The 24359-nt window shown below is 67.8% G+C and carries 16 protein-coding genes and 3 tRNA genes; 10 read left to right on the forward strand and 9 right to left on the reverse strand.

The features are described 5' to 3' along the window. Positions 1 to 46: 46 nt before the first annotated feature. The 5 genes from A4F85_RS05540 to A4F85_RS05560 form a co-directional block, all read right to left on the reverse strand. Positions 47 to 1279 carry a VWA domain-containing protein gene (locus A4F85_RS05540; protein WP_063325896.1) on the reverse strand — a complete coding sequence of 411 codons (1233 nt, stop codon included), beginning with the start codon at positions 1277 to 1279 and terminating at the stop codon, positions 47 to 49. Then, positions 1276 to 3861 (reverse strand): DUF5682 family protein, encoded by a 2586-nt coding sequence (locus A4F85_RS05545; protein ID WP_063325897.1) that lies wholly within the window; start codon positions 3859 to 3861, stop codon positions 1276 to 1278. Before A4F85_RS05545 ends, A4F85_RS05540 begins: the two co-directional genes overlap by 4 nt. A gap of 51 nt (positions 3862 to 3912) precedes the next feature. Continuing rightward, positions 3913 to 4995, reverse strand: a complete 1083-nt coding sequence (locus tag A4F85_RS05550) for an AAA family ATPase (RefSeq protein ID WP_012206645.1) — start codon at positions 4993 to 4995, stop codon at positions 3913 to 3915. 70 nt (positions 4996 to 5065) lie between these two features. Then, positions 5066 to 6838 carry a DUF5691 domain-containing protein gene (locus tag A4F85_RS05555; protein WP_063325898.1) on the reverse strand — a complete coding sequence of 591 codons (1773 nt, stop codon included), beginning with the start codon at positions 6836 to 6838 and terminating at the stop codon, positions 5066 to 5068. Then, the gene (locus A4F85_RS05560) at positions 6835 to 8280 is read right to left on the reverse strand and encodes an SWIM zinc finger family protein (RefSeq protein ID WP_063325899.1); all 1446 of its coding nucleotides are present in this window, start codon (positions 8278 to 8280) and stop codon (positions 6835 to 6837) included. Before A4F85_RS05560 ends, A4F85_RS05555 begins: the two co-directional genes overlap by 4 nt. Before the next feature lie 478 nt (positions 8281 to 8758). Between A4F85_RS05560 and A4F85_RS05565 the strand changes: the two genes are divergently transcribed. Continuing rightward, complete coding sequence (locus tag A4F85_RS05565) at positions 8759 to 10078, forward strand: putative DNA modification/repair radical SAM protein (RefSeq protein WP_063325900.1); 1320 nt, start codon at positions 8759 to 8761, stop codon at positions 10076 to 10078. A gap of 15 nt (positions 10079 to 10093) precedes the next feature. Then, on the forward strand, positions 10094 to 10933 hold the full coding sequence (locus tag A4F85_RS05570; RefSeq protein WP_063325901.1) for a TIGR03915 family putative DNA repair protein: 840 nt from the start codon (positions 10094 to 10096) through the stop codon (positions 10931 to 10933). Between the two features lie 64 nt (positions 10934 to 10997). Here the strand turns inward: A4F85_RS05570 and purL are convergent, their stop codons facing one another. After that, on the reverse strand, positions 10998 to 15032 hold the full coding sequence (gene purL, locus A4F85_RS05575) for a phosphoribosylformylglycinamidine synthase (RefSeq protein WP_063325902.1): 4035 nt from the start codon (positions 15030 to 15032) through the stop codon (positions 10998 to 11000). Positions 15033 to 15209: 177 nt separating this feature from the next. On the opposite strand from purL, the gene map reads away from it, so the two are divergent. Both map and A4F85_RS05585 read left to right on the forward strand, forming a co-directional pair. Continuing rightward, positions 15210 to 16025: a type I methionyl aminopeptidase gene (gene map / locus A4F85_RS05580; RefSeq protein ID WP_063325903.1), complete on the forward strand. Its 816-nt coding sequence runs from the start codon at positions 15210 to 15212 to the stop codon at positions 16023 to 16025. Positions 16026 to 16114: 89 nt separating this feature from the next. Continuing rightward, complete coding sequence (locus tag A4F85_RS05585) at positions 16115 to 18748, forward strand: [protein-PII] uridylyltransferase (protein ID WP_197485450.1); 2634 nt, start codon at positions 16115 to 16117, stop codon at positions 18746 to 18748. Between the two features lie 76 nt (positions 18749 to 18824). Here the strand turns inward: A4F85_RS05585 and A4F85_RS05590 are convergent, their stop codons facing one another. Then, complete coding sequence (locus tag A4F85_RS05590) at positions 18825 to 20318, reverse strand: nucleobase:cation symporter-2 family protein (RefSeq protein ID WP_063325905.1); 1494 nt, start codon at positions 20316 to 20318, stop codon at positions 18825 to 18827. Positions 20319 to 20607: 289 nt separating this feature from the next. Further along, positions 20608 to 21147: a peptide deformylase gene (def, locus tag A4F85_RS05595; RefSeq protein WP_063325906.1), complete on the reverse strand. Its 540-nt coding sequence runs from the start codon at positions 21145 to 21147 to the stop codon at positions 20608 to 20610. Between the two features lie 288 nt (positions 21148 to 21435). Here def and A4F85_RS05600 point away from each other — a divergent pair, with 288 nt between their 5' ends. The 4 genes from A4F85_RS05600 to A4F85_RS05615 all read left to right on the forward strand — a co-directional run bounded on the left by A4F85_RS05600 (position 21436) and on the right by A4F85_RS05615 (position 22217). Next, on the forward strand, positions 21436 to 21804 hold the full coding sequence (locus A4F85_RS05600; protein ID WP_049801494.1) for a YbaN family protein: 369 nt from the start codon (positions 21436 to 21438) through the stop codon (positions 21802 to 21804). Between the two features lie 87 nt (positions 21805 to 21891). After that, positions 21892 to 21967, forward strand: a tRNA-Asn gene (locus A4F85_RS05605). 53 nt (positions 21968 to 22020) lie between these two features. After that, positions 22021 to 22096, forward strand: a tRNA-Asn gene (locus A4F85_RS05610). Positions 22097 to 22141: 45 nt separating this feature from the next. Then, positions 22142 to 22217: transfer RNA gene (locus A4F85_RS05615), tRNA-Asn, on the forward strand. A 44-nt stretch (positions 22218 to 22261) separates the two neighbouring features. Here A4F85_RS05615 and A4F85_RS05620 read toward each other — a convergent pair. Continuing rightward, complete coding sequence (locus A4F85_RS05620; protein ID WP_012206656.1) at positions 22262 to 22588, reverse strand: hypothetical protein; 327 nt, start codon at positions 22586 to 22588, stop codon at positions 22262 to 22264. A 235-nt stretch (positions 22589 to 22823) separates the two neighbouring features. Between A4F85_RS05620 and aat the strand changes: the two genes are divergently transcribed. Together aat and A4F85_RS05630 are read left to right on the forward strand one after the other, a co-directional pair. Next, positions 22824 to 23609, forward strand: a complete 786-nt coding sequence (gene aat, locus A4F85_RS05625) for a leucyl/phenylalanyl-tRNA--protein transferase (protein WP_063325907.1) — start codon at positions 22824 to 22826, stop codon at positions 23607 to 23609. Then, entirely contained in the window at positions 23606 to 24355 is a 750-nt protein-coding gene (locus A4F85_RS05630; RefSeq protein WP_012206658.1) for an arginyltransferase, read from the forward strand. The genes aat and A4F85_RS05630 overlap by 4 nt, the downstream gene beginning before the upstream one ends. The last annotated feature ends 4 nt before the right edge of the window (positions 24356 to 24359 follow it).

Consider the following 24359-nt stretch of genomic DNA (forward strand, 5'->3'; position numbering starts at 1 on the left):
GAGATGCCCGGCGGCCAGCCCGGTCACGGGGCCGACCGGCCGTCCGTCACTTGCTGGTCTTGAAGCCCTGCCCTGCCGCCCAGGCCGCCACGTCGTCGCGGCGGATGGCGGCGGCCATGAGCTGCGGGAAGGCGTCCGGCGTGCAGGCGAACGAGGGCACGCCCAGCGCGGCCAGCTTGGCGGCCAGTTGCGCGTCGTAGGCGGGGGCGCCTTCGTCGCTGAGCGCCAGCAGGGTGATGAACTGCACGCCCGACTCCACCAGTTCGGAGGCGCGGCGCAGCAGGCCGCTTTCCACACCGCCTTCGTAAAGGTCGGAGATGAGCACGACGATGGCGTTGCGCGGCTCGCTGATCAGGCCCTGGCAGTAGCCCACGGCACGGTTGATGTCGGTGCCGCCGCCCAGCTGCACGCCAAAGAGCACGTCCACGGGGTCGGAGAGCTTGTCGGTCAGGTCCACCACCGCCGTGTCGAAGACCACCAGCTTGGTACTGACGGCCGGCAGGCTGGCCATGACGGCACCGAAGATGCTGGAGTAGACGACGGAGTTGGCCATGGAGCCGCTCTGGTCTATGCACAGGATGACTTCGCGCTGCGGGCGGCGGACCTTGCGGCCGTAGCCGACCAGGGTCTCGGGCACGATGGTGCGGTAGTCGGGCTGCCAGTGGCGCAGGTTGGCGCGGATGGTGCGGTTCCAGTCGATCTCGGAGTGGCGCGGACGGCGGTTGCGCTGGCTGCGGTCCAGCGCGCCCGAGACGGCGCTGCGCATGGGCTCCTCCAGGCGGCGCATGAGGTCGTCCACCACCTTGCGCACGACGATGCGCGCGGTCTCCTTGGTGTTCTGCGGGATGACGGAGCCCAGGGAGATGAGGTCGGCCACCATGTGCACGTCGGGCTGCACATGCTCCAGCATTTCGGGCTGGAGCATGAGTTCGCGCAGGTTCAGGCGCTCCATGGCGTCGCGCTGCATCACCTGCACGACCTGGCTGGGAAAGTACTTGCGGATGTCGCCCAGCCAGCGCGCCACGCTGGGCGAGGAGTTGCCCCGCCCGCCGCGGCGCGAAAGGCCGCCGTCCTTGTTGTCCTCTTCGTAGAGCGCGGCCAGGGCCTTGTCCATCTCGTCGATGGAGCTGCCCTTGGGGCCCAGCCCGCCGCAGCTGGCCTCGGACGGCTGGCCCAGCACCAGACGCCAGCGTTGCAGGCGGGTGGTGGGCTGGAGGGCGGTCTCCTGCGGGTCGGCGCCGGCAAGGGATGCGTCGTTCACGGTGGCAGCGGTGTTCATGGCTGGGCCTCCTGCAGGCGGGTCAGCGGTTGCGCGGGCAGGTTCAGGCCCAGCAGTTGATCGAGTACGGGAATGGCGAGCACGGCACGCGCCTCGTTCCAGGCGCCGTCGTTCCCATCGCCTGCCGCACCTGCGGCACCCGCGGCACCTGCGGATGCAGCCGCCACGGCCGCACTGCCCTGGCCGCGCCGGGCCTTTTCGCCCAGGCTCTGGCGGTCATGGTTGGAGAAGGCCGAGAAGCTGCGGCGCACCAGGGGCAGGATCTGGGTGAACTGGGTCTCGCCCAGCTGCGCCAGCCAGGCATCGACGGCACCCCAGATGGCGTCGTCGTGCAGCAGCACCAGGGCCTGGCGGTTGAGAAAGCCGTCCAGCCAGGCGGCAGCGTCCAGCGGCGGCACGCCCAGCGAGAGATTGCGGCCCAGTTGCGTGGCCACGGCCTCGCTGTCCAGGCGGTGGGCATCGAGCAGCAGGCGGCAGGCCGCGCCGCGCAGCAAGGCGGCGCCCGCGTCGCCCATGGCAATGCTGCGCAGGGCGCCGAACCAGGCTTCGCGCGGCTCTTCGGCATCGCGCAGGCGCAGGGCCTCGTGGGCCTGCAGCACCGTGGCCTGCATGTGTCTTGCAGCGTCTTCATCCAGCGCCATGCAGGCCAGGGGCAGGCCAATGGCGGCACGCAGCGCCATGCTGTCGATCACCGTGGCCAGGGCCTGGGTATCGGTCTGGCGCACGCTGCCGTAGCGCAGCACATTGGCCAGCGGCGGCAGCGCCTGCATGAGCTGGGAAACATCGCCGGTGCTGGCCGAGCGGTCGGCCAGGTCGTGCATGAGGGCATCGACCAGGTGCGGCAGGTCGGCCAGCAGGGCGTCGTCGATGGTCTTGGCCAGCTCGGGCAGCGGGGTCTCGGGCGTCAGCGCCTGGCGCACCTTGGCGGCGGCGGCCTGCACCAGGGTGCCGCCGTAGCGGCTGGCCTCGATGATGCGCACGGCCAGCTCGGGCTCCCACTGCAGCTGCCAGCTTTCGCGGAAGGTGCCGCGGTTGCGCTGCTGGTCGGTGGTGACGCTGCCCCACTCTATGCCCAGCAGGCGCAGGCGGTGCAGGAAGTGGCTGCGTTCGCGGTCCGTGTCCTTGCGCAGGTCCAGGGCCAGGACCTTGGCGGCCGCCTCGGGCTTGAGGCGCAGGCTTTTTTGCTGCTGCTCGATGTCGCGCTGCAGCGGCACCTGGGGCACGTCGGCGGGCACGCCGCCGATGCGGTCGCCCACGCTGAGTTCGCGCTCGATCAGGCGCAGCGGCGTGCGCTCGCCCATGCTGATGACGGTGATGATGGCCTCGTCCAGCTCGGGCAGGCCGGGGCTGGCATGGCCGCGCAGGGCCGCAAGGCTTTCGGCCAGGCGCGTGGCCTCGATGATGTGGGCGCTGGAGCAGTCCAGGTCCTTGGAGCGCAGCAGATGGGCCACGCGCGCCAGCCAGCCGACGGTGCGCTGGGTGCTGGCGCGTGCCGGGTCGGCAGCAGGTGCGGACTGAGACAAGGACTCGGGCACAGGCTCGGAGCAGCGCCACAGATGTTCATACCAGCCCGGCGAATCCACGCCCGCGCCATAGCCGCTGGACGAGCACAGGTTGCGGTAGGTCCAGGGCGCCCAGGTGGCCTGGACCTTGGCCTTGGGCAGGCCCTTGAGCGTGGCGGCATCGGCCTTGGCGGTGACCTGGGCCTGCAGGGCAGGCACATGCCATGCGCCGCAGACCACGGCAATGCGCTGGTGGCCGGCCTTGACGGCCTCGCGCATGCACTGGCGCATCCAGGCTTCGCGCAACGCCTCGCGCTGGGCGTGGCGTTCTCCGCGCACTTCGTTGGGCAGCTCGGCGCGCACCACGGTCATGGCTTCGGCAATGCCCTCGAACAGGGTGGCGCCGTCGCCGCGTTCCTCGACCATGCGGTTCCACCAGCTTTCGCCGTCGGGGTAGCCAGCGGCCTCGGCCAGCAGGTCCAGCGGATCGTGCCAGTCCTGCGGGGACGGTGCCGAGGGATCGACGGCCAGGTCGGCAGCCGGCACGGACTGCGTGGTGTCGTCGCGGTCCAGGGCCTCGGCGGCATTGCTCTGGAGCTGGCTGCCGTCTGCCGCAACGGCGACGGAATCGGAGCCGGAGCCGGAGCCGGCATCTGCATCCTGGCCTTCATCGGCCGCATCCGCGCCTGCATCAGCTGCATCTGCTGCCGCCGCCTCGGCCCGGCGCCGCTCCTGCTCGGCCATGTCCAGCGCCATGCGGTGGGTCTGGGGCAGGTCGATGAAACGCGTGGCCACGCCCTGGCGCGCCGCCCATTGCAGGGCCTGCCATTCGGGCGAGAACTCGGCATAGGGATAGAAGGCGGCATGGGCCGGACTGTCCTGCACATAGACCAGCATGGCCACGGGCGGCTGCAGGTCGGCATGCTGCAGCATGGGCAGCAGGGACTCGCCCTCGGGCGGCCCCTCCACCAGCAGGCAGTCGGGCTGCAGCTGCTCCAGGGCCTGCAGCAGGCTGCGCGCGCAGCCCGGGCCATGGTGGCGGATGCCGAAGAAATGAAGCGGATTGGCAGAGGTGGCCATACAGGGGATGCGCAGAGGGTGCGGTCGGTCAGCGGTGCGGGACTGGGGGCTTCAGAGCTGCTCGCGGCAGGCGCGGTACAGGTCCTTCCAGTCGCTGCGCTCCTTGACCACGGTCTCCAGGTATTCCTTCCAGACCACGCTGTCCTGCACCGGGTCCTTGATCACGGCGCCCAGCAGGCCCGAGGCCACATCGCCCGCGCGCAGCACGCCGTCGCCGAAATGCCCGGCCAGCGCCATGCCGCTGTTGATGACCGAGATGGCCTCGGCCGTGGACAGCGTGCTGCTGGGCGACTTGACGCGCACGGTCTTGCCGTCTTCGGTCTGGCCGTTGCGCAGCTCGCGGAAGATCTGCACCACGCGGCGCACTTCCTGCAGGGCCGGCGGCTCGGCGGGCAGGGCCAGGGCGCGGCCCTGCTCGGCCACGCGCTTGGTGACGATCTGCACCTCTTCGTCCTGCGAGGCCGGCACGGGCAGGATGACGGTGTTGAAGCGGCGCTTGAGCGCGCTGGACAGCTCGTTCACGCCCTTGTCGCGGTTGTTGGCCGTGGCGATGACCGAGAAGCCCTGCACGGCCTGCACTTCGCTGCCCAGCTCGGGCACGGGCAGGGTCTTTTCGGACAGCACGGTGATCAGCGTGTCCTGCACATCGGCCGGGATGCGGGTCAGCTCTTCGATGCGGGCGATCTTGCCCAGCTTCATGGCATTGACCAGGGGGCTGGGAATCAGCGCCTTCTCGGACGGGCCGTGGGCCAGCAGCTGGGCATAGTTCCAGCCGTAGCGCAGCTGCTCCTCGCTGGTGCCGGCCGTGCCCTGCACCAGCATGGTGGAGTCGCCGCTGACGGCGGCCGACAGGTGCTCGGACACCCAGGACTTGGCCGTGCCCGGCACGCCGTACAGCAGCAGGGCGCGGTCGGTGGCCAGGGTGGAGACGGCGATTTCCATCAGGCGCGGATTGCCGATGTACTTGGGGCTGACCTCGAAGCCGTTGCCGAGCTTGCCGCCCATCAGGTACTGGAGCACGGCCCAGGGCGAGAGCTTCCAGTTGGGCGGACGCGGACGGTCGTCCACCTTGCGCAGGGCTTCGAGTTCTTCGGCGAATTGCTGTTCGGCATGCTGGCGCAGGACTTGGCTCATGGTGTGCTTCCGGGAAGGGGTAAGGGTTGGATTCGGTTCGGTTCGGGGTATGCGGCAGGACGGGCGCGGCTCACGCCGGGCCGCGCAGGGCAACAAAGGCCTGGTGCAGGCCCAGTCGCAGATCGACGATGCGCTCCAGATGGCCGCGCATGCGCTCCTCGTCCCAGGGCCGCACGCGGCTGCGTTCGAGGCGCGCCTGCTGCTGGGGCGTGAGGGGAATGCTTGCCGGTGCGGCAACTGCAGCGGCTGTGGCGGCAGCGGCGGCCGTGACTGCTGCCGCAGCAGCAGCAGGTTCGGTTTGCGGCTCGGGCTCAGGCTCGGGCTGCGCATCCAGCACCGAGGGCTTGCGCCACAGTTCGGCAAAGCGCTCCAGCGCGGTCACGTCCAGCATGCGCGCACAGGACAGCAGGGCCTGGTCGGCGCGGTAGCTGTGCCAGTTGCCCGTGATCTGCTTGCCGCCCACGGCCACGTGCAGTGCCTCGGTCAGCCGCGCAGACAACGCGGGCGAGAGCAGTTCGGCGCCGCCCAGCGACTGGGACATGCCTTCGATGGCGTCGATGAGCTTGTGCCTGTCGCGCTCGAACTGGGCAATCCAGCGGGACTCGCGTTCCTCGCGGGACAGCCGGGCCATGAGGGCGGGCAGGAGGGCGTCGTGGCGCATGTCGCGGCCCATGGTCTGGGCGGCATCGATCCATTCCACGTCCAGCTGGTACTGCAGGGCCTGCACCCAGCCCTGGCGCAGCGAGGATTTCCAGTCGCTGCGCCGGCTCCACTCCATCACTTCCAGGGGCGTCAGGCCCAGGGCGCGGGTCCAGAAGGACACGGGCGTGAGCTGCACCATCTGCTCCAGCAGCCAGGCCTTCTTGCCGCCACGGTGGTAGGCGTCGGGCTTGAGCGTGATGCCGTCGCGCTCCCATTCCTTGAGGCCTTCTTCGGGAGGCTCCACGATCCACTGGCCCTTGTCGTCCTGCTGCAGCATGGACTGCATCCAGCCCATGACGCGCTGGCTGTGCGCGCTGTCCGGCAGGCACGAGAGCATTTGCGCGGCGTTCTCGCGGATCTCCTTGCTGCGGTCGGACAGCAGTTTTTCGAGCAGCGGCTCATCGTCCATGCCCAGCCCGACGGCCAGGGCCTGGACCAGGGGCAGGCGCTCCTTGGCGCCCAGCTCCTTCAGGCTGCCTTCCAGCCGCGTGCGGGCCTTGGCGGCATCGGTTGCGCGCTCGCTGCGCAGCAGGGCCACGCGCTGCTCCACCGAGCCCTCCTGCCAGACCAGTTCGGGGTCGGCGGTTTCCTCCACGCCGCTGGCATAGCCCCATTGCGGGTTGAGCGCGCCCAGCCAGCGCCCGCGCTCGCCCAGCACGGGGGCCAGCCACTGGCGCAGCTCCACGGACTGGCGGCCCTGCTCCAGCGCAGGCACCAGCAGGTCATGGGGCAGGCGCTGGCCGGCCTGGTCCAGGGTGCGCAGCATGGAGGCCTGCAGCTCGAACGGGCCGTCCTTGAGCACGTCGCCCATCAGGGTGTGCAGGCGCGCATCGGCAGGCGCGGTGCGCGACTCCGCAGGCGCTGCGGCCGGCACGGCCAGCGGTGCCGTCAGGCGCACCTGCGCGCCAGGCTGCCAGCCGGCCCGCTCGAACACGGCCGCCACGGCGCTGGCCCGCAGCAGTTGCTGGGCAGGCGAGTCACCGGCCACGTCAGCGCGGGGCTGCAGCGCGGCCTGCACGGCCTGCTGCGACCCGCTTGCGGACGGGTCCACGCCTGAAGCCAGCGCAGGCGGCACGGCCAGCCGGTCCGAGCCGACCATGGCCGATTGCTGCAGCGCAGCCCAAAGTTGTGCGTTGCTCATACCGGATCACCCTGGTTCTGCCAGATACATTGCTGGGCGGTTTCGCCCTCGCGGGCCTGCCAGGCACTCAGCAGCCGCCAGCGGCCCACGGCCGGGCCGGGCTCCCATTCGCCAAACAGCTGCATGGGCGCACCGCCGCTGAGCGCCAGCAGGCGCCAGGCCTCGGCATCGTCAATCGCCACGGGAACGGGCTGCACTGGCGCCGCCGTGCCAGGGGCGACCGGCGATGCATCCAGCGCCTGGGGCCAGGCCGCAAACCACTGGCCCTGGGCGGGCACCAGCCGCAGCCGGTCCTGGCACAGCGGCTGCGTGGCCTGCAGCGGGTTGGCAGCAATGCGCTGGCCCAGCAGTTGCAGGACGTCGCCCCCGGCCGATGTGGCCAGCGGACTGGCGCCATCGGCAGGCAGCGCAGGCCCGTTGCCATTGGCCGCAATGGCGCGCAGCGGCGCGTGGCCCGGATAGAAATTCAGCGCGCAGCCGTAGCGATGGCCAGGCACCCAGGCCGATTCAAAGCCGCGCCCGCCCTGCGCATAGTCCAGCACCAGGGCCATGCGCCCCGTGCGCTGGCCCTGCAGCCAGACGCGCCGCTCCATGAGCCGGCCTTCGCGCTCGATCATGCGCAGGCCGGCCACCAGCCATTCGTCCTCGACCAGCTGGCCCCTGGCCTGCACCTCGGCCTTGTCCATGGGCCAGCCCAACGCGGCCATCACGTCGGCCTTGACCTCGGGGCTGAGCGATTCGCGGCGGCGCACGGCGTCGATGATCAACTGCCAGTGACCCAGCTGCACCAGCATGTCGCGCGGCCAGTCTCGGTGGCTGTCCACCAGATCCCGGCAGTCCTTGATGCGCGCCGCCATGCCGGTGGCCTGCGCATCGACCATGCGCGCGGCCATGGTGTTCCAGCGCTGGCGCATCTGGGAGTCTCCAGCCTGGTTGGCCAGGCCCGCACGCACCATGTCCTGCATCCACAGCGACAGTTCCTGCAGGCCGGCTTCGACCTTGTCCCAGCGCTTGTCCTCGCGCCTGGCCTGCTGTTTGGCCGCGACCTCGGGATCGGGTGGCGGCTCGGCCGCTGCGGCGGCAGCCTTGGCCTCTTTCTTCTCGGCCTTTTCCTGGCGGCTGTCCAGCCAGGTCTGCACCCAGGCGGGCGGATCAACGCCTTCGGGGACTTGCCCGCCGGCACGCATCAGCATCAGCGCCAGCCCGTGCTTGCAGGGGAATTTGCGGCTGGGGCAAGAGCATTTGAAGGAAGGCCCCGACAGGTCCACCTGGGTCTGGTAGGGCTTGCTGCCGCTGCCCTGGCATTCACCCCAGACCGCCACATCATTGGCGCCCATGGCGGGCCATTTGGCGGGCGATTGCAGGCCCTTGGCGGCCTTGCTGGATGAGGCGTCCGGCGACAGCGCCAGCACTTCGCTCTCTGTTCCTAATACACGCGACACCGAAGCTCCCTCTCCAAGTGTTTGTCATCGCCGGGCGCATTGAATGAAACGGCACCGCCCGGCAAACCCGAAAGCCTATCAGCAATAGTTATCGGCAATTTGAAACAATTCACAACAACACCCAACCTCTCTCCCATGAATGGGAACCCCCCATGGCGTGCAGCCAGCTGCGCTATATCAGCGCGTGCATTGATGACACCAAGCCATGCCAACCTTCAGGCATTGCAAAAGACGCAGGAAACACGCATTCACCATTTCCTGCGATGCACATCGCCACCCATTGAAAGCAAGCACTCATTCCGCACTGAAAACGGTTTCATTCCATTGCACTGGCAACCATTGCAATCCGCTGCCCATTGCGATAGCGCGACAGTGCGTTCCACCCGCAGCCAGGCAAGGCCGGACCAGACCCTGGCTGGGGGATGGGCTCTCAGGAAACCGGACGTGCCAGGCAAATATACTGTATATTTATACAGCCATGGAGCTGCAACGCAAACTTTTCATCCTCGCCGACGCCGCCAAGTACGACGCCAGCTGCGCCTCCAGCGGGTCGCAGGGACGCGACTCGCTGGACGGCAAGGGCATGGGCTCGGTCACCGGCATGGGCATCTGCCACAGCTATGCGCCCGACGGGCGCTGCATCTCGCTGCTCAAGATCCTGCTGACCAATGTCTGCATCTTCGACTGCCGCTACTGCATCAACCGCAAGAGCTCCAACGTGCAGCGCGCCCGCTTCACGGTGGCCGAGGTGGTGCAGCTGACGCTGGACTTCTACCGGCGCAACTGCATCGAGGGGCTGTTCCTGTCCAGCGGCATCATCCGTTCCAGCGACTACACCATGGAGCAACTGGTGGAAGTGGCGCGCCGCCTGCGCGAGGAGCATGACTTTCGCGGCTACATCCACCTCAAGACCATCCCGGATGCCGCCCCCGAATTGCTGGCCCAGGCAGGCCGCCATGCCGACCGCCTGAGCATCAATGTGGAACTGCCCACGGCCAGCGGCCTGGCGCAGTTCGCGCCTGAAAAGGATGGGCAGCGCATACGCCAGGCCATGCAGGGCGTGGACCGGCATGTGCAGGCCTGGCGCGCGGCCACGCGCGAGCAGCGCCTGGCGCAGTCCCTGCCCGGCGCGCCCGCGCAGCGCGCCGCCGTGCCGCGCTTTGCGCCGGGCGGGCAGAGCACGCAGATGATCGTGGGCGCCGACCGCGCAACCGATGCCGACATCCTCGAATCCAGCCACACGCTGTATGCAGGCTACGGCCTGCGCCGCGTGTACTACTCGGCCTTCAGCCCCATTCCCGATGCCTCGCGCGATCTGCCGCCGCAGGCGCCGCCCCTCATGCGCGAGCACCGGCTCTACCAGGCCGACTGGCTGATGCGCTTCTACGGCTACGGGGCGGGCGAGATCGCGGCGGCCAGCCGCCACGGCATGCTGGACCTGGAGATCGACCCCAAGCTGGCCTGGGCACTGGCCAACCGACAGCAGTTCCCCGTGGACCTCAACCGTGCGCCGCGCAGCCTGCTGCTGCGCGTGCCGGGCCTGGGCACGCAGACGGTGGACCGCCTGCTGGCGGCGCGCCGCGTGCGCAGGCTGCGGCTGGACGATCTGCTGCGGCTGCGCGCCCCCGTGCAAAAGGCCCTGCCCTTCGTGCTGATCGACGGCCACCGGCCCCTGCTGGGCGAGACCGACTCGGCCGCGCTGCGCACCCGGCTGATCGCGCAGTCGCAGGCCAGCCAGGCCCAGGCGCGGCACAGCGGCATGCGCGTGCAAAGCGCGCTGCAGGCCAGCCTGTTCTAGCGCCTGGAGCACGCCATGCAAGCACAGGCTCTCACCATCGAACTCGACAGTCCCGACGACTGGCCCGGCTTTCGCGCAGCCTGCAGGGCGCTGCTGGCCCATGGCGCCGACCCCGCTGTGGTGCGCTGGCGGTGGCCCGACACGCGGGGTGCGCAGCAACTTGGCGCGGGGGTGGATCTGTTTTCCAGCGCGCCGGAGCAGGCCATGCCCGCCTCGGCACTCGCCGGGCTGGCCGGCCCCGGCGAGGCAGGGCTGTCCCTGTCGGACACCCAGATGTCCGCGCTGCGCCATGCCTGCATGCACCGCGCGGCGGGCCGCTTCGAGCTATGCCACCGATGGCTGGCGCGCATGCAGGCCCGGCCCGAACTGCGGCTGGATGCGCTGGATGCGGACTGGCGCGCCATCGAGGCCCTGGCCCGCCCCGTCTCGCGCGAGATCCACAAGATGCACGCCTTTGTGCGCTTTCGGACCACGCAGCGACCGGACCAGCCCGATCTGCACATTGCCTGGTTCGAGCCCGAGCACCACATCGTGCGCGCGGCAGCGCCCTTCTTCTGCAAGCGCTTTGCCAACATGCACTGGGCCATCCTCACACCGCAATGCAGCGCGCACTGGGACGGCCATGCGCTGCGCCTGGCGCCCGGCGCGCGCCGCAGCGATGCCCCGCCAGCCGACGCGGGCGAGGCCCTGTGGCTGACCTATTACGCCAGCACCTTCAACCCGGCGCGCCTGAAGGAGCAGGCCATGCTGCGCGAGATGCCGCGCCGCTACTGGCACAACCTGCCCGAGACGGTGCTGATCTCCACCCTGGTCCAGCAGGCCCGCGCGCGCACAGGGCAGATGCTGGAGCAGTAAGGACAGACGCAAAAGACAAAGGCCCCGAAGGGCCTTTGTCTGCTTTGCAGCGTCGCTCAGTGCATCAACCCAGCCACTTGCGGGCGTTGCGCCACACGCGCATCCAGGGGCTGAATTCCGACTTGTCGCCGTTGGTCCAGCTCATCTGCACGTTGCGGAACACGCGCTCGGGGTGGGGCATCATGGCCGTGAAGCGGCCATCGGCCGTGGTCACTGCCGTCAGGCCGCCGGCCGATCCATTGGGATTGAACGGGTACTGCTCGGTGGCCTTGCCGTGGTTGTCCACATAGCGCATGGAGGCGATGGCCTTGTCCGCATTGCCGCGGAAGCGGAAGTTGGCAAAGCCTTCGCCGTGGGCCACGGCGATGGGCAGGCGGCTGCCGGCCATGCCCTGCAGGAACAGGCTGCGCGACTCCAGCACTTCCACCATGGACAGGCGCGCCTCGAAGCGGTTGCTCTGGTTCTGCGTGAAACGCGGCCAGTCCTGCGCACCGGGAATGATGTCGGCCAGCTCGGCAAACATCTGGCAGCCGTTGCACACGCCCAGGCCGAAGGTGTCGCTGCGGCCAAAGAACTGCTGGAACTGCGCGGACAGGCTGTCGTTGAAGGTGATGGAGCGCGCCCAGCCGATGCCGGCGCCCAGCGTGTCGCCGTAGCTGAAGCCGCCGCAGGCCACCACGCCGGCGAAGTCCTGCAGCTGCGCGCGGCCGCTTTGCAGGTCGGTCATGTGCACGTCCACCGCGTCGAAGCCGGCTTCGGTGAAGGCGTAGGCCATTTCCACATGGGAGTTCACGCCCTGCTCGCGCAGCACGGCCACGCGGGGGCGCGCGCCCAGGTTCAGGAAGGGTGCGGCGGGGTTCTCGGCCGGGTCGAACGTCAGGTGCAGGTGCATGCCCGGGTCCGCAGGCTCGCCGGCTGCGGCGTGCTCGCTGTCGGCGCAGGCCGGGTTGTCGCGCTGCTGGGCAATCTTCCAGCTGACGGCATCCCAGACCTGGTGCAGGTCGCTGAGCGAGGCGCCGAAGACGGACTTGGCATCGCGCCAGACCTGCAGTTCGCCCTTGCCCGCATCGACCTTGGACGAGACGGGGCGCGTCTTGCCGATGATGTGGCTGCAGGTGGACAGGCCATGCTCGCGCAGGGTCTGCAGCACGGCGGCGCGGTCGGCAGTGCGGATCTGCAGCACGGCGCCCAGCTCTTCGTTGAACAGTGCGCGCAGCGTCATGTCGTCGCGGCGGCCGCTGATCTGGGAGGCCCAGTTCTTGCCTTCGCCCGAGTCCATGCGGCTGTCGCTGATGCCGTCGCCTTCGGTGACCAGCATGTCCACGTTGATGGCCACGCCCACATGGCCGGCAAAGGCCATCTCGGCCACGGTGGCCAGCAGGCCGCCGTCGCCCTTGTCGTGGTAGGCCAGGATCTGGCCCTTGGCGCGCAGGTCATTGACGGCATCGACCAGGGCAATCAGGTCCTTGGCGTCATCGAGGTCAGGCGTTTCATTGCCGGACTGGCCCAGCACCTGGCCCAGGATGGAGCCGCCCATGCGCATCTTGCCGCGGCCCAGGTCCACCAGGACCAGGGTGCTGTCGTCTTCCGAGGCGTCCAGCTGGGGCGTGAGCGTGCCGCGCACATCGTCGATGGAGGCGAAGCCCGTGATGATCAGGCTGACGGGCGAGGTCACCTTCTTGACCTGGCCGCCCTCGTTCCACTGGGTGCGCATGGACAGGCTGTCCTTGCCCACGGGGATAGAGATGTCCAGCTGCGGGCACAGCTCCATGCCCACGGCCTTGACGGTGGCGTAGAGCGCCGCGTCTTCGCCGGGCTCGCCGCAGGCGGCCATCCAGTTGGCCGACATCTTGACCTTGGACAGCTCGATGGGCGCGGCCAGCATGTTGGTGATGGCCTCGGCCACGGCCATGCGTCCCGACGCCGGGGCGTTGATGGAGGCCAGCGGCGTGCGCTCGCCCATGGCCATGGCCTCACCCTTGAAGCCACGGTAGTCGGCCAGGGTCACGGCCACGTCGGCCACGGGCACCTGCCAGGGGCCGACCATCTGGTCGCGGTGCGTGAGACCGCCCACGGCGCGGTCGCCAATGGTGATCAGGAAGCGCTTGGAGGCCACGGTGGGGTGGGCCAGCACGTCGATCACGGCCTTTTCCAGGGGCACGCCGGTCAGGTCCATGGGCGGCAGCTCGCGCTGCACGGTGGCCACGTCGCGGTGCATCTTGGGCGGCTTGCCCAGCAGCACGTTCATGGGCATGTCCACGGGGAACTTCTGGTCGCCCGAGGCCACCGCCGTGTCCTCCAGCACCAGCTGGCGTTCTTCCGTGGCCGTGCCGATCACGGCGAACGGGCAGCGCTCGCGCTCGCAGAAGGCCGTGAACTCGGCCAGCGATTCGGGAGCGATGGCCATCACATAGCGTTCCTGGCTTTCGTTGGACCAGATTTCCTTGGGCGCCAGGCCGGATTCCTCCAGGTTGACGGCGCGCAGGTCAAAGCGCGCGCCGCGGCCCGCATCGTTGGTCAGCTCGGGGAAGGCATTGGACAGGCCGCCGGCACCCACGTCGTGGATGGCCAGGATGGGGTTCTTGTCGCCCTGGGCCCAGCAGTGGTTGATGACCTCCTGGGCGCGGCGCTCGATCTCGGGATTGCCGCGCTGCACGGAGTCGAAGTCCAGCTCGGCCGCGTTCGTGCCGCTGGCCATGGAGCTGGCAGCGCCGCCGCCCATGCCGATGCGCATGCCGGGGCCGCCCAGTTGGATCAGCAAGGTGCCGGCGGGGAACTCGATCTTCTGAGTCAGTTCGGAGTCGATCACGCCCAGGCCGCCCGCGATCATGATGGGCTTGTGGTAGCCGCGCATCACGGCATCGGCACCGACGCCGACCTGCTGCTCGTACTCGCGGAAATAGCCGGTCAGGTTGGGACGGCCGAATTCGTTGTTGAAGGCCGCGCCACCGAGCGGGCCCTCGATCATGATCTGCAGCGGGCTGGCGATGTGCTCGGGCTTGCCCACTTCGCTGCCCCACAGCTTGGAGACCGTGAAGCCCGACAGGCCGGCCTTGGGCTTGGAGCCGCGGCCCGTGGCGCCCTCGTCGCGGATCTCGCCGCCCGCGCCGGTCGATGCGCCGGGGAAGGGGGAGATGGCCGTGGGGTGGTTGTGCGTCTCCACCTTCATCAGCACGTGGTTGACGGCCTGCTTCTTCTGGTAGCTGGGCGCCTTGATCTTGTCCAGGGCCGCCTCGAAGGTGGCGACGAAGCGCTCGACCTCATGGCCTTCCATGATGGAGGCGTTGTCCGAGTAGGCCACCACCGTGTGCTGGGGCGAGACCTGGTGCGTGTTGCGGATCATGCCGAACAGGCTCTTGTCCTGGGCCTCGCCGTCGATGGTGAACTGGGCGTTGAAGATCTTGTGGCGGCAGTGCTCGCTGTTGGCCTGCGCGAACATCATCAGTTCCACATCAGTGGGATTGCGCTGGAGGCCCTTGAAGGCATCGACCAGGTAGTCGATCTCGTCGTCGGCCAGGGCCAGGCCCCATTGGCGGTTGGCAGTCTCCAGCGCGGCACGGCCGCCGCCCAGCACATCGACGAACTCCATGGGAGCGGCGTCCAGGGCGGAGAACAGTTGCTCGGCCTCGGCGCGCGTGGCGAAGACCGACTCGGTCATGCGGTCGTGCAGCAAGGCGGCGATCCGTGCAGTCTGCTCAGCCGAAAGCTCAGGCGCGCTGCCCAGCACATTGCTCAGCAGGCCGGTCTTGAAGGCGATGCGGTATTCGGTGATGCGCTCCACGCGGAACACGCCCAGGCCGCAGTTGCGGGCAATGTCCGTGGCCTTGGAGGCCCAGGGGGAGATCGTTCCCAGGCGCGGCGTGACCACCAGGGCGGCACCGTCGGCCGGTCCTTCATAGGGGTCTCCATAGGTCAAGAGCGCCTGGAGGCGCTCTTGCAATGCGGGCGTGGGTGCGGCGTCCGTGGCCACCAGGTGCACGAAGCGCGCGGCAATGCCGGTGATTTTGGGATGGATGGAGACCAGTTCGGTCAGGAGCTGCTGGGCGCGGAACGAGCTGAGAGCGTTTCCACCCTCCAACTGTGTCAGATGCAAGGTCACGTGGCGGCCTGTTGGGTGAGGAGGCTTGTGAAAAGCGCCCTGCGGCCCCGCCCTCCGGGGGCTGGCTGCAAGGCGCTGAATCGGTGAGGCCGCTATTTTACCGGGCTGAGCCGTCCCGATGGCGACAGCCGCCCCTTACCCCTGCACGCCCGAAGGCGCAATGGGATAATTGCGGGCATGAGCATCACCATCAAGAGCGCTGAAGACATCGCAGCCATGCGCGTGGCCTGCCGCCTGGCTTCGGAAGTGCTGGACTACATCACCCCCCACATCAAGCCCGGCATCACCACGGCCGAGATCGACCGCCTGGGCGCCGAATGCATGGCGCAGCAGGGCACGGTCTCCGCCACCATCGGCTACCAGCCGCCCGGCTACCCTCCCTACCCCGGGCACCTGTGCACCTCGGTCAACCATGTGGTCTGCCACGGCATTCCCAATGACAAGCCGCTCAAGAAGGGCGACATCGTCAATGTGGACGTCACGGTCATCACCAAGGACGGCTGGTACGGCGACAACAGCCGCATGTTCATGATCGGAGAGTGCTCCATCGCAGCCAAGCGCCTGTCGGCACTGACCTTCGACGCCATGTGGCTGGGCATCCAGCAGGTCAGGCCCGGCGCCACGCTGGGCGACATCGGCAACGCCATCCAGACCTTTGCCGAAGGCCACGGCCTGTCGGTGGTGCGCGAGTTCTGCGGCCACGGCATCGGCCAGAAGTTCCACGAAGAGCCCCAGATCCTGCACTACGGCCGCCCCGGAACGGGCACCGTGCTGGAAGAAGGCATGGTCTTCACCGTCGAGCCCATGCTCAACCTGGGCAAGCGCGAGATCAAGGAGCTGGGCAAGGACGGCTGGACCATCGTGACCAAGGACCACAGCCTCTCGGCCCAGTGGGAACACACCCTGGTGGTGACCAAGACGGGCTACGAAGTCATGACCCTGTCGGCCGGCTCGCCCGTGCTGCCCCCCTTCGTTACCACCACGAGCTGCTGAGGCTCGGCATGTTTCTTGCGTGATGCGCAGGCAAAATGGCATGGCGTCCGGGGCACCCGCTCCCGGCGCCTTCCCTGCCCTCGCCGCGCATGAAACAGACCACTGACCACACTCCTTCCCACGCTGCGCCCTCTGCCCCGGACTCGCTGGAGCAGTTGCGCGTGCAGTACGCCCGGGATCGCGGGCGCTGGATAGGCTCGCTGCTGGCGCCCACCATGGGCCGGCGCGGCGTGCGCCTGGTGCTGCAGCACCTGAGCGATCTGGCCGACACGCTGCTGCGCGCGCTGTGGCATCGCGCCGGCATGCCGCCCGAGGCCTGCCTGGCCGCCGTGGGCGGCTTCGGGCGCGCCCAGCTGTTTCCCTATTCCGACATCGACGTGCTGGTGCTGCTGCCAGCCGCTGGCACGGCAGATGCCGAGCTGGCCTCGCGCATCGAGAAATTCATCGGCAGTTGCTGGGACGCGGGCCTGGAAATCGGCTCCAGCGTGCGCACGCTGGCCGAATGCCTGGAGGAATCCGAGCGCGACCTGACGGTGCAGACCGCCCTGCTCGAATCACGCCGCATCTGCGGCAGCGAGCCGCTGTTCGCCGAGTTCCAGACGCGCTACCAGGCCCAGATGAATGCGCACGCCTTTCTGTCCGGCAAGCTGCTGGAAATGCGCCAGCGCCACAACAAGTACGAGAGCACGCCCTACTCGCTGGAGCCCAACTGCAAGGAATCGCCCGGCGGCCTGCGCGATCTGCACACCATGATCTGGCTGGCCCGTGCCGCAGGCCTGGGCAGCAGCTGGCAGGCCCTGGCCGGCAAGGGGCTGATCACCGATTTCGAGCGCCGGCAGCTCGAGGACAACGAAGCCCTGCTGAGCCTGATACGGGCTCGCCTGCATGCGGTGGCGGGCCGGCATGAGGACCGCCTGGTCTTCGACCAGCAGACCGCCGTGGCCGAGGCCTTTGGCTACCGCTCCACCTCGGCCGAGGGGCGCAAGCTGGCCATGCGCGCCAGCGAGACGCTGATGCGCCACTACTACTGGGCGGCCAAGGCCGTGACCCAGCTGTGCCAGATCCTGCGGCTGAACATCGAGGAGCGGCTGAACCCGCGCCCCACGCCGCGCATCCGGCTGAACTCGCGCTTCTACGAGAAGGCCGGCACTATCGAGGTGGCCAGCGACGATCTCTACGAGCGCGAGCCGCACGCCATCCTCGAAACCTTCCTGATGTACGAGACCCATGTGGGCCTCACCGACCTGTCGGCGCGCACGCTGCGCGCGCTGTACGGCGCGCGGGACCTGATGGATGCGGCCTTCCGGCGCGACCCGGTCAACCGCGCCACCTTCATGAAGATCCTGCAGCAGCCCAGCGGCATCACGCACGCCATGCGGCTGATGAACCAGACCTCGGTGCTGGGGCGCTACCTGTGGCCGTTCCGGCGTATCGTGGGCCAGATGCAGCATGACCTGTTCCACGTCTACACGGTGGACCAGCACATCCTCATGGTGCTGCGCAATGTGCGGCGCTTTTTCATGGCCGAGCATGCGCATGAGTACCCGTTCTGCTCCCAACTGGCCAGCGGCTGGGACAAGCCCTGGCTGCTGTACGTGGCCGCGCTGTTCCACGATATCGGCAAGGGCCGGGGCGGCGACCACTCCATCATCGGCGCCGTGGAGGCCAAGCGCTTTTGCCGCGCCCACGGCATTGCGCGCGCCGACGCCGAGCTGATCGAATTCCTCGTGCGCGAGCACCTGACCATGAGCCAGGTCGCACAAAAGCAGGACCTGTCGGACCCCGAGGTGATCCAGGCCTTTGCCGAGCGCGTGGGCAACGAACGCAACCTCACGGCCCTATATCTGCTGACCGTGGCCGACATCCGCGGCACCAGCCCCAAGGTCTGGAGCGCCTGGAAGGGCAAGCTGCTGGAGGACACCTATCGCCTGACCTTGCGCGTCATGGGCGGACGCGCGCCCGATGCTGCTGCCGAAATCGAGGCCCGCCGCCGCGAGGCCCTGGTGCAGCTGGCACTGACAGCCCAGCCCTTCGAATCGCACAAGAAGCTCTGGGACACGCTGGGCGTGGACTATTTCATGCGCCACGAGGCGGCCGACATCGCCTGGCACACGCGCCACCTGTCGCGCCATGTGGGCACCACCCGCCCCGTGGTGCGCGCGCGCCGCTCCCTGGCCGGCGAGGGGCTGCAGGTGCTGGTCTACGCGCCTGACCAGCCCGATCTGTTCGCGCGCATCTGCGGCTACTTCGACCGGGCGGCCTTCTCCATTCTGGATGCGCGCGTGCACACGGCCCACAACAGCTATGCGCTGGACACCTTCCAGGTGGTCGCGCCCGCCATGCAGGAGCAGTACCGCGAGCTGATGCACATGGTCGAGAACGACCTGGTCGCCGCGCTGATGCAGGGCGGGCCGCTGCGCGAGCCATCTCCCCGGCGCCTGTCGCGCCGCGTCAAAAGCTTCCCCTTTGCGCCGCGCGTCACGCTGCAGCCCGACGAGAAAGCCCAGCACTGGCTGCTGTCCATCTCGGCCACGGACCGCGCCGGCCTGCTCTACACCGTGGCGCGCATCCTGGCCCAGCACCACCTGAGCGTGCAATTGGCCAAGGTCAGCACGCTGGGCGAGCGCGTGGAAGACAGTTTTCTGATCGAGGGCGCCGAACTGCAGAACAACCAGCGCCAGCTGCTCATAGAAACCGAGCTGCTGCAGGCCCTGACGGTCTGAGCTTGCGGAGAAAAAAAGGCCCGCCCTGTCAACCAGGGCGGGCCTTTTGCATCCAGGCGCGGGGCGGGTGCGGCCGTCAGTGCATGGCGGCCGCAGGCGCCGACACCGTGGCCACTTCCTTGCCCTCGCGGTCATAGAGCTTGCCGTCGACCACCCGGTCGCCATCGGCCAGGGCAGACAGCACGGCCTCGCTGAGCACGCGCTCAGAACCTGCGCCGAACACCGAAGGCTCCTCGGGGTTGCCCTGCTTGAAGTGGTTGAAGACCAGGTTCAGCAGCAGCACGGTCACCGCCGTGGAGCTGATGCCCGAATGGAACATGGTGGCGAACCAGTCCGGGAAGTGGTGATAGAAGTCCGGCTTGACCATGGGCAGCACGCCCATGCCGATGGACGCCGCCACGATGATCAGGTTCATGTTGTTGTGATAGTCCACCTTGGCCAGCGTGCGGATGCCGCTGGCCGCCACCGTGCCAAAGAGCACCAGGCCCGCGCCGCCCAGCACCGAGGGCGGCACGCAGGCCACGATGCGCCCCATGATGGGCAACAGTCCGAAGGCGATCAGGATCAGGCCGCTGAAGGCCACCACATAGCGGCTCTTGATGCCCGTGACCGCGACCAGGCCCACGTTCTGGGCAAAGGCGCTCTGCGTGAACGAGCCGAAGAACGGGGCCACCACGCTGGACAGCATGTCGGCACGCAGGCCGTCGGCCAGGCGGCGCGAATCCACGCGGGTGCCCACGATGTCGCCCACGGCCAGGATGTCCGCCGAGGTTTCCACCAGGGTCACCAGGATCACGATGGACATGGAAAGCGTCGCCGCCAGGCTGAAGGTCGGCCAGCCGAAGTGCAGCGGCATGGGCACGGCGAACCAGGCGCCGCTGCCCACCTCGGAAAAGTCGGACTTGCCGATCATGGCCGCCACCGCCGTGCCGATGACGATGGCCAGCAGGATGGACAGGCGCGAGATCATGGCATTGCCCAGCTTGCTCAGTGCCAGCACGATGACCAGCGACAGGCCCGCCAGCCCGATGTTGCCCATGCTGCCGTAGTCGGCCGCCTGGGGATTGCCGCCCATGGCCCAGTGGGCCGCCACCGGCATCAGCGACAGGCCGATGATGGTGATCACGCAGCCATTGACCAGCGGCGGGAAAAACCGGGTGAGCTTGGAAAAAATGGGCGCAATGATCAGGCCGAACACCGAGGCAAAGAGCACGGCGCCCAGCACGCCCTGCATGCCGCCGCCTGTGTGCAGGATGCTGACCATGGTGGCCACGCCCGAGAAGGACACGCCCTGCACCAGCGGCAGGCGCGAGCCGAAGAACGGAATGCCCAGCGTCTGCAGCAGCGTGGCCAGCCCGCCCATGAAAAGGCAGGCCGTGATCAGCAGGCCCGTGTCGGCCGCCGACATGCCGGCCGCATTGGCCATGACCAGGGGCACGGCCACGATACCTCCGTACATGGTCAGCACATGCTGCAAACCATAGAGGGTGTTGGCCGTGAGGCCGAGTTGCTCGTCCTCCGGGCGGGTGTCTGTACCCAGGGCCGGCGCATTGCCAGAACTTTTTTCCATCGCTGTCTCCTTGTCCTCTTGTTCACAGAACGCCGGACAAGTACGCGGCAGCCGGATGGCGGCAGGCGCGCCCCCGCGCACCTTTTGCCGCCGACCCGATAGGCCGCGCTCTCCTGCATCCTGCATCGCGAAGCCCGGTGGCTGCTTGGCAGCTCTTGGCGGGCGAACGCACACAATCCCCGCCTTGGCGGGAAGTGCCAATGTACGGCGCCAGCATGGAAAAATTGTCTACCGATTTGTATACAAAGACCTGACCGAAGATCCTTGAATACGGGCAGCGCCCGCCCGCTCAGTCGTCCTCGGCCGCGCTGATGCCGGGGAACAGCACATCGGTGAAGCCGAACTGGCTGAAGTCACGCATGCGCATGGGATAGAGCTTTCCCCAGAGGTGATCGCACTCATGCTGGACCACGCGCGCATGAAAGCCATCCACCGTGCGGTCGATGGCATCGCCAAACACATCGAAGCCCGTGTAGCGGATATGGTTCCAGCGCGGCACCATGCCGCGCATGCCGGGTACGGACAGGCAGCCTTCCCAATCCAGTTGCTCGTCCTCGCCCATGGGAGTGATGACCGGGTTGATGAGCACGGTGCGCGGCACCACGGGCGCATCGGGGTAGCGCGGATTGGGCAGGCCGGAGCCGAACACCACCATCTGCAGGTCCACGCCAATCTGCGGCGCGGCCAGTCCCGCGCCGTTGGCTGCATGCATGGTGTCCAGCAAATCGCTGAGCAGCAGGTGCAGATCGTCGGTGTCGAATTCGGTCACGGGCTGGGCGACGCGCAGCAGGCGCGGATCGCCCATCTTCAAAATGGTGCGGACAGTCATGGCAGTGCAAGGCTATAGGGAAATGGTGGGTTGCCAAGCATAGCGGCCGCCCGGCTCCCGGCCGCCCCCTGGCCACCTCTTGGCCGCCTCTTGGCCGCCATGGCCACAGCGCGCTGGCACAATCGCAGCATGCCCAGCACCGCCAGAGAGTCATCCACCGCGTCCCCAGAGGACCGTGAGGCAGGCGCGCAGCAAATACCCACGGCACAGGCCCTGGAGCCCGAGGCCACTGCGCAGGCAGGCACGGCGCCGGCCTTCCATGATGACGATCCCCCTCCCCTGCACCGCATGCCGGCCGCCCCGTTGCGCTGGGCGCTGCAGCTGTTTGCCTGCCTGAGCCTGGCCACGGGCATTGCCGGCATCTTCATTCCAGGATTGCCCACCACGGTGTTCGTGCTCATGGCCGGTTGGGCCGCGGCGCGCAGCTCGCAGCGCATGCACACATGGCTGTGGCGCCATCGCCTGTTCGGCCCCATGCTGCGCAACTGGGCACGGGGCGGCTGCGTGAGCCGGCGCGCCAAATGGAGCGCCAGCGCCATGATGAGCCTGTGCGCCGTCATACTGCTGTGGACACGCCCGCCCGCCTGGGTGCAGGCCGTGGCGCTGACCTCCATGGGCTGCGTGCTGGTGTGGCTGTGGTTCAGGCCCGAGCCGTGAGAATGAAGGCCTGCAGCCGGCCTTCCTGAAAAAATTCCCCCGAGTTTTCTGTGACGTGTTTTTTACGTCATATAATCTAGGTCTTGTTCCTCAATAGCTCAGTTGGTAGAGCGCCGGACTGTTAATCCGTAGGTCCCTGGTTCGAGCCCAGGTTGAGGAGCCAAAAGAATTTCAAGATCTTGCAACCGCACAAGATCTCTGTCGATAGACGTGTATTCCTCAATAGCTCAGTTGGTAGAGCGCCGGACTGTTAATCCGTAGGTCCCTGGTTCGAGCCCAGGTTGAGGAGCCAAATTTCAGTGGCCTTGCAATCGCACAAGACCCAACGCCAACATATTCCTCAATAGCTCAGTTGGTAGAGCGCCGGACTGTTAATCCGTAGGTCCCTGGTTCGAGCCCAGGTTGAGGAGCCAGATGAAAAGCCCGCATGCCAACGCATGCGGGCTTTTTTGTTGGGTCAGGCTGCACGCACCATGCCCACGGTGGGCGTATTCGGCGGCGATGGAGTTGCGGCGGGCTCCACGGTGACGGGCTTGCTGTGCCTGGCATGTGCGCGGCGCGAGACATGGGCAGCACGGGATTGCTCGACACCCTCTTCCCATGCGCGCAGCTCTTCTTCCAGCCGTGCGGCACGTTCCGCATACATGTCAGCAGAGGACTTGTAGTACTCCGCTGCAATGGTGTGCTCCAGCATCGCCATGCGGGCTTCCTGCAGGTAAGCCCGGGTGCGACGGATATAGCGCGGCTCGGCAAGACTTGCGCCAAAGATTTTGCTGAAAAACATCGCTCATCCTCCTTCGATGCCTTCACAGCGAAAGCCAAGCATCCGCAAGAAGACGGAACCAGCATAGCCCAAGCCTGCCAGGCGGCACTGTCCCCTGGCGCGACAAGGCCGCGTAGGAGGTTCACTTACCCCGGCCAGGCGATGCCCTCGCATCCACGCAGCCCTCTTGCGCATGGTTTGTGCAAGACTGCGGCTGCAGAGAATACGAATTCATTTCCTCCGTCCGCACCCGATCATGTCCCATCCCCTCCCATGGCTCATCCCCCACCAGGCCTTCCCTCCTGTGGAAACGGCATGGGGCCCCAACGACCCCATTCCGGGCCTGCTGGCCGCAGGCGGCACGCTGGATGCGGCGCACCTGCGCATCGCCTACAGCCAGGGGATTTTCCCCTGGTTCAGCGAAGGCCAGCCCACGCTGTGGTGGTCGCCCGATCCCCGCATGGTGCTGCAGACATCACAGTTCCGGCTGCACCGCAGCCTGCGCAAGACATTGCAGCGCTTTCGCGCCACGCCAGGCTGCGAGATCCGCATCGACAGCGCGTTCGAGACCGTGATGCAGCACTGCGCCCAGACGGTGCGCCATGACCAGGATGGCACCTGGATCGTGCAGGAAATTCTTGACGCCTATGCCGACCTGCACCACCAGGGTGCAGCCCACAGCGTGGAGACCTGGGTGGACGGACGCCTGGTGGGCGGCCTGTATTGCGTAGCACTGGGCCGCGCCGTGTTTGGAGAATCCATGTTCGCGCATGCCACCGACGCATCCAAGATCGCGCTGGCGGCCCTGGTTGCGCTGTGCAGACACCAAGGCGCCGTGCAGATCGATTGCCAACAGGCCACGCAGCATCTGGCCTCGCTGGGGGCGCGCGAAATGCCGCGCGCCCGGTTCCTGCAAACCGTGGCCGAGCAAAGCCAGCTGCCGCCCATGCGCTGGCAGTTCGAAAACGTATACTGGGACGCGTTGCTGCCACCGTCCGGTGAGGCTGGCGACACATCACCGGCTGCCGCCAGCACACCATGACGCACCCGAACGATCTTCCGCTGCAGGCCCTGCAGTTCTATGCCACCGCCGCCTACCCCTGCAGCTATCTCGATGGCAGGCTGGCGCGTTCGCAAGTGGCCACGCCCAGCCACCTGATCCAGAACAGCGCCTATTCGGAGCTGGTTTCACTGGGTTTTCGCCGCAGCGGAATGTTCACCTACCGGCCGTATTGCGACGGATGCCGCGCCTGCGTGCCGATGCGCATCCTGGTCCACGACTTCCGCCCCGACCGCAGCCAGCGCCGCGCCGCCGCGCGCCACGCCGATCTCACGGCATCGATCCAGCGCCTGCACTACTCGAACGAGCACTACCAGCTGTATCTGCGCTACCAGCAAAGCCGCCACAGCGGCGGAGGCATGGACCATGACAGCGTGGACCAGTACACCCAGTTCCTGCTGCAAAGCCGCGTCAACTCGCGCCTTGTGGAGTTCCGCACGCCCGCAGCCGATGGCGGCATCGGCACGCTGAAGATGGTCTCCATCCTCGATGTGTTGGAAGACGGGCTGTCTGCCGTCTACACCTTCTACGAACCCAACGACCCCGCCAGCTACGGCACCTTCAATGTGCTGTGGCAGATCGACCAGGCCCGGTCCATGAGCCTGCCCTATGTCTACCTGGGCTACTGGATCGCCGACAGCCAGAAGATGAATTACAAGGCGCGCTTCCTGCCCCATGAAGTGCGCGTTGACGAGCGCTGGCAGCGCGTGGATCAGCTGCCGCGCTGATACA

The sequence above is a fragment of the Delftia sp. GW456-R20 genome, assembly GCF_001622915.1.
Lineage (GTDB): Bacteria > Pseudomonadota > Gammaproteobacteria > Burkholderiales > Burkholderiaceae_C > Comamonas > Comamonas acidovorans.

What these genes read in the sequence shown, in the direction of transcription:
- A4F85_RS05600 (WP_049801494.1), top strand. Translation starts at nt 21,436, where the DNA reads ATGCCGGCCGCCCCGTTGCGCTGGGCGCTGCAGCTGTTTGCCTGCCTG.
- A4F85_RS05565 (WP_063325900.1), top strand. Translation starts at nt 8,759, where the DNA reads ATGGAGCTGCAACGCAAACTTTTCATCCTCGCCGACGCCGCCAAGTAC.
- A4F85_RS05620 (WP_012206656.1), bottom strand. Translation starts at nt 22,588, where the DNA reads ATGTTTTTCAGCAAAATCTTTGGCGCAAGTCTTGCCGAGCCGCGCTAT.
- def (WP_063325906.1), bottom strand. Translation starts at nt 21,147, where the DNA reads ATGACTGTCCGCACCATTTTGAAGATGGGCGATCCGCGCCTGCTGCGC.
- aat (WP_063325907.1), top strand. Translation starts at nt 22,824, where the DNA reads ATGTCCCATCCCCTCCCATGGCTCATCCCCCACCAGGCCTTCCCTCCT.
- map (WP_063325903.1), top strand. Translation starts at nt 15,210, where the DNA reads ATGAGCATCACCATCAAGAGCGCTGAAGACATCGCAGCCATGCGCGTG.
- A4F85_RS05550 (WP_012206645.1), bottom strand. Translation starts at nt 4,995, where the DNA reads ATGAGCCAAGTCCTGCGCCAGCATGCCGAACAGCAATTCGCCGAAGAA.
- A4F85_RS05555 (WP_063325898.1), bottom strand. Translation starts at nt 6,838, where the DNA reads ATGAGCAACGCACAACTTTGGGCTGCGCTGCAGCAATCGGCCATGGTC.
- A4F85_RS05545 (WP_063325897.1), bottom strand. Translation starts at nt 3,861, where the DNA reads ATGGCCACCTCTGCCAATCCGCTTCATTTCTTCGGCATCCGCCACCAT.
- A4F85_RS05630 (WP_012206658.1), top strand. Translation starts at nt 23,606, where the DNA reads ATGACGCACCCGAACGATCTTCCGCTGCAGGCCCTGCAGTTCTATGCC.
- A4F85_RS05540 (WP_063325896.1), bottom strand. Translation starts at nt 1,279, where the DNA reads ATGAACACCGCTGCCACCGTGAACGACGCATCCCTTGCCGGCGCCGAC.
- A4F85_RS05570 (WP_063325901.1), top strand. Translation starts at nt 10,094, where the DNA reads ATGCAAGCACAGGCTCTCACCATCGAACTCGACAGTCCCGACGACTGG.
- A4F85_RS05585 (WP_197485450.1), top strand. Translation starts at nt 16,115, where the DNA reads ATGAAACAGACCACTGACCACACTCCTTCCCACGCTGCGCCCTCTGCC.
- A4F85_RS05590 (WP_063325905.1), bottom strand. Translation starts at nt 20,318, where the DNA reads ATGGAAAAAAGTTCTGGCAATGCGCCGGCCCTGGGTACAGACACCCGC.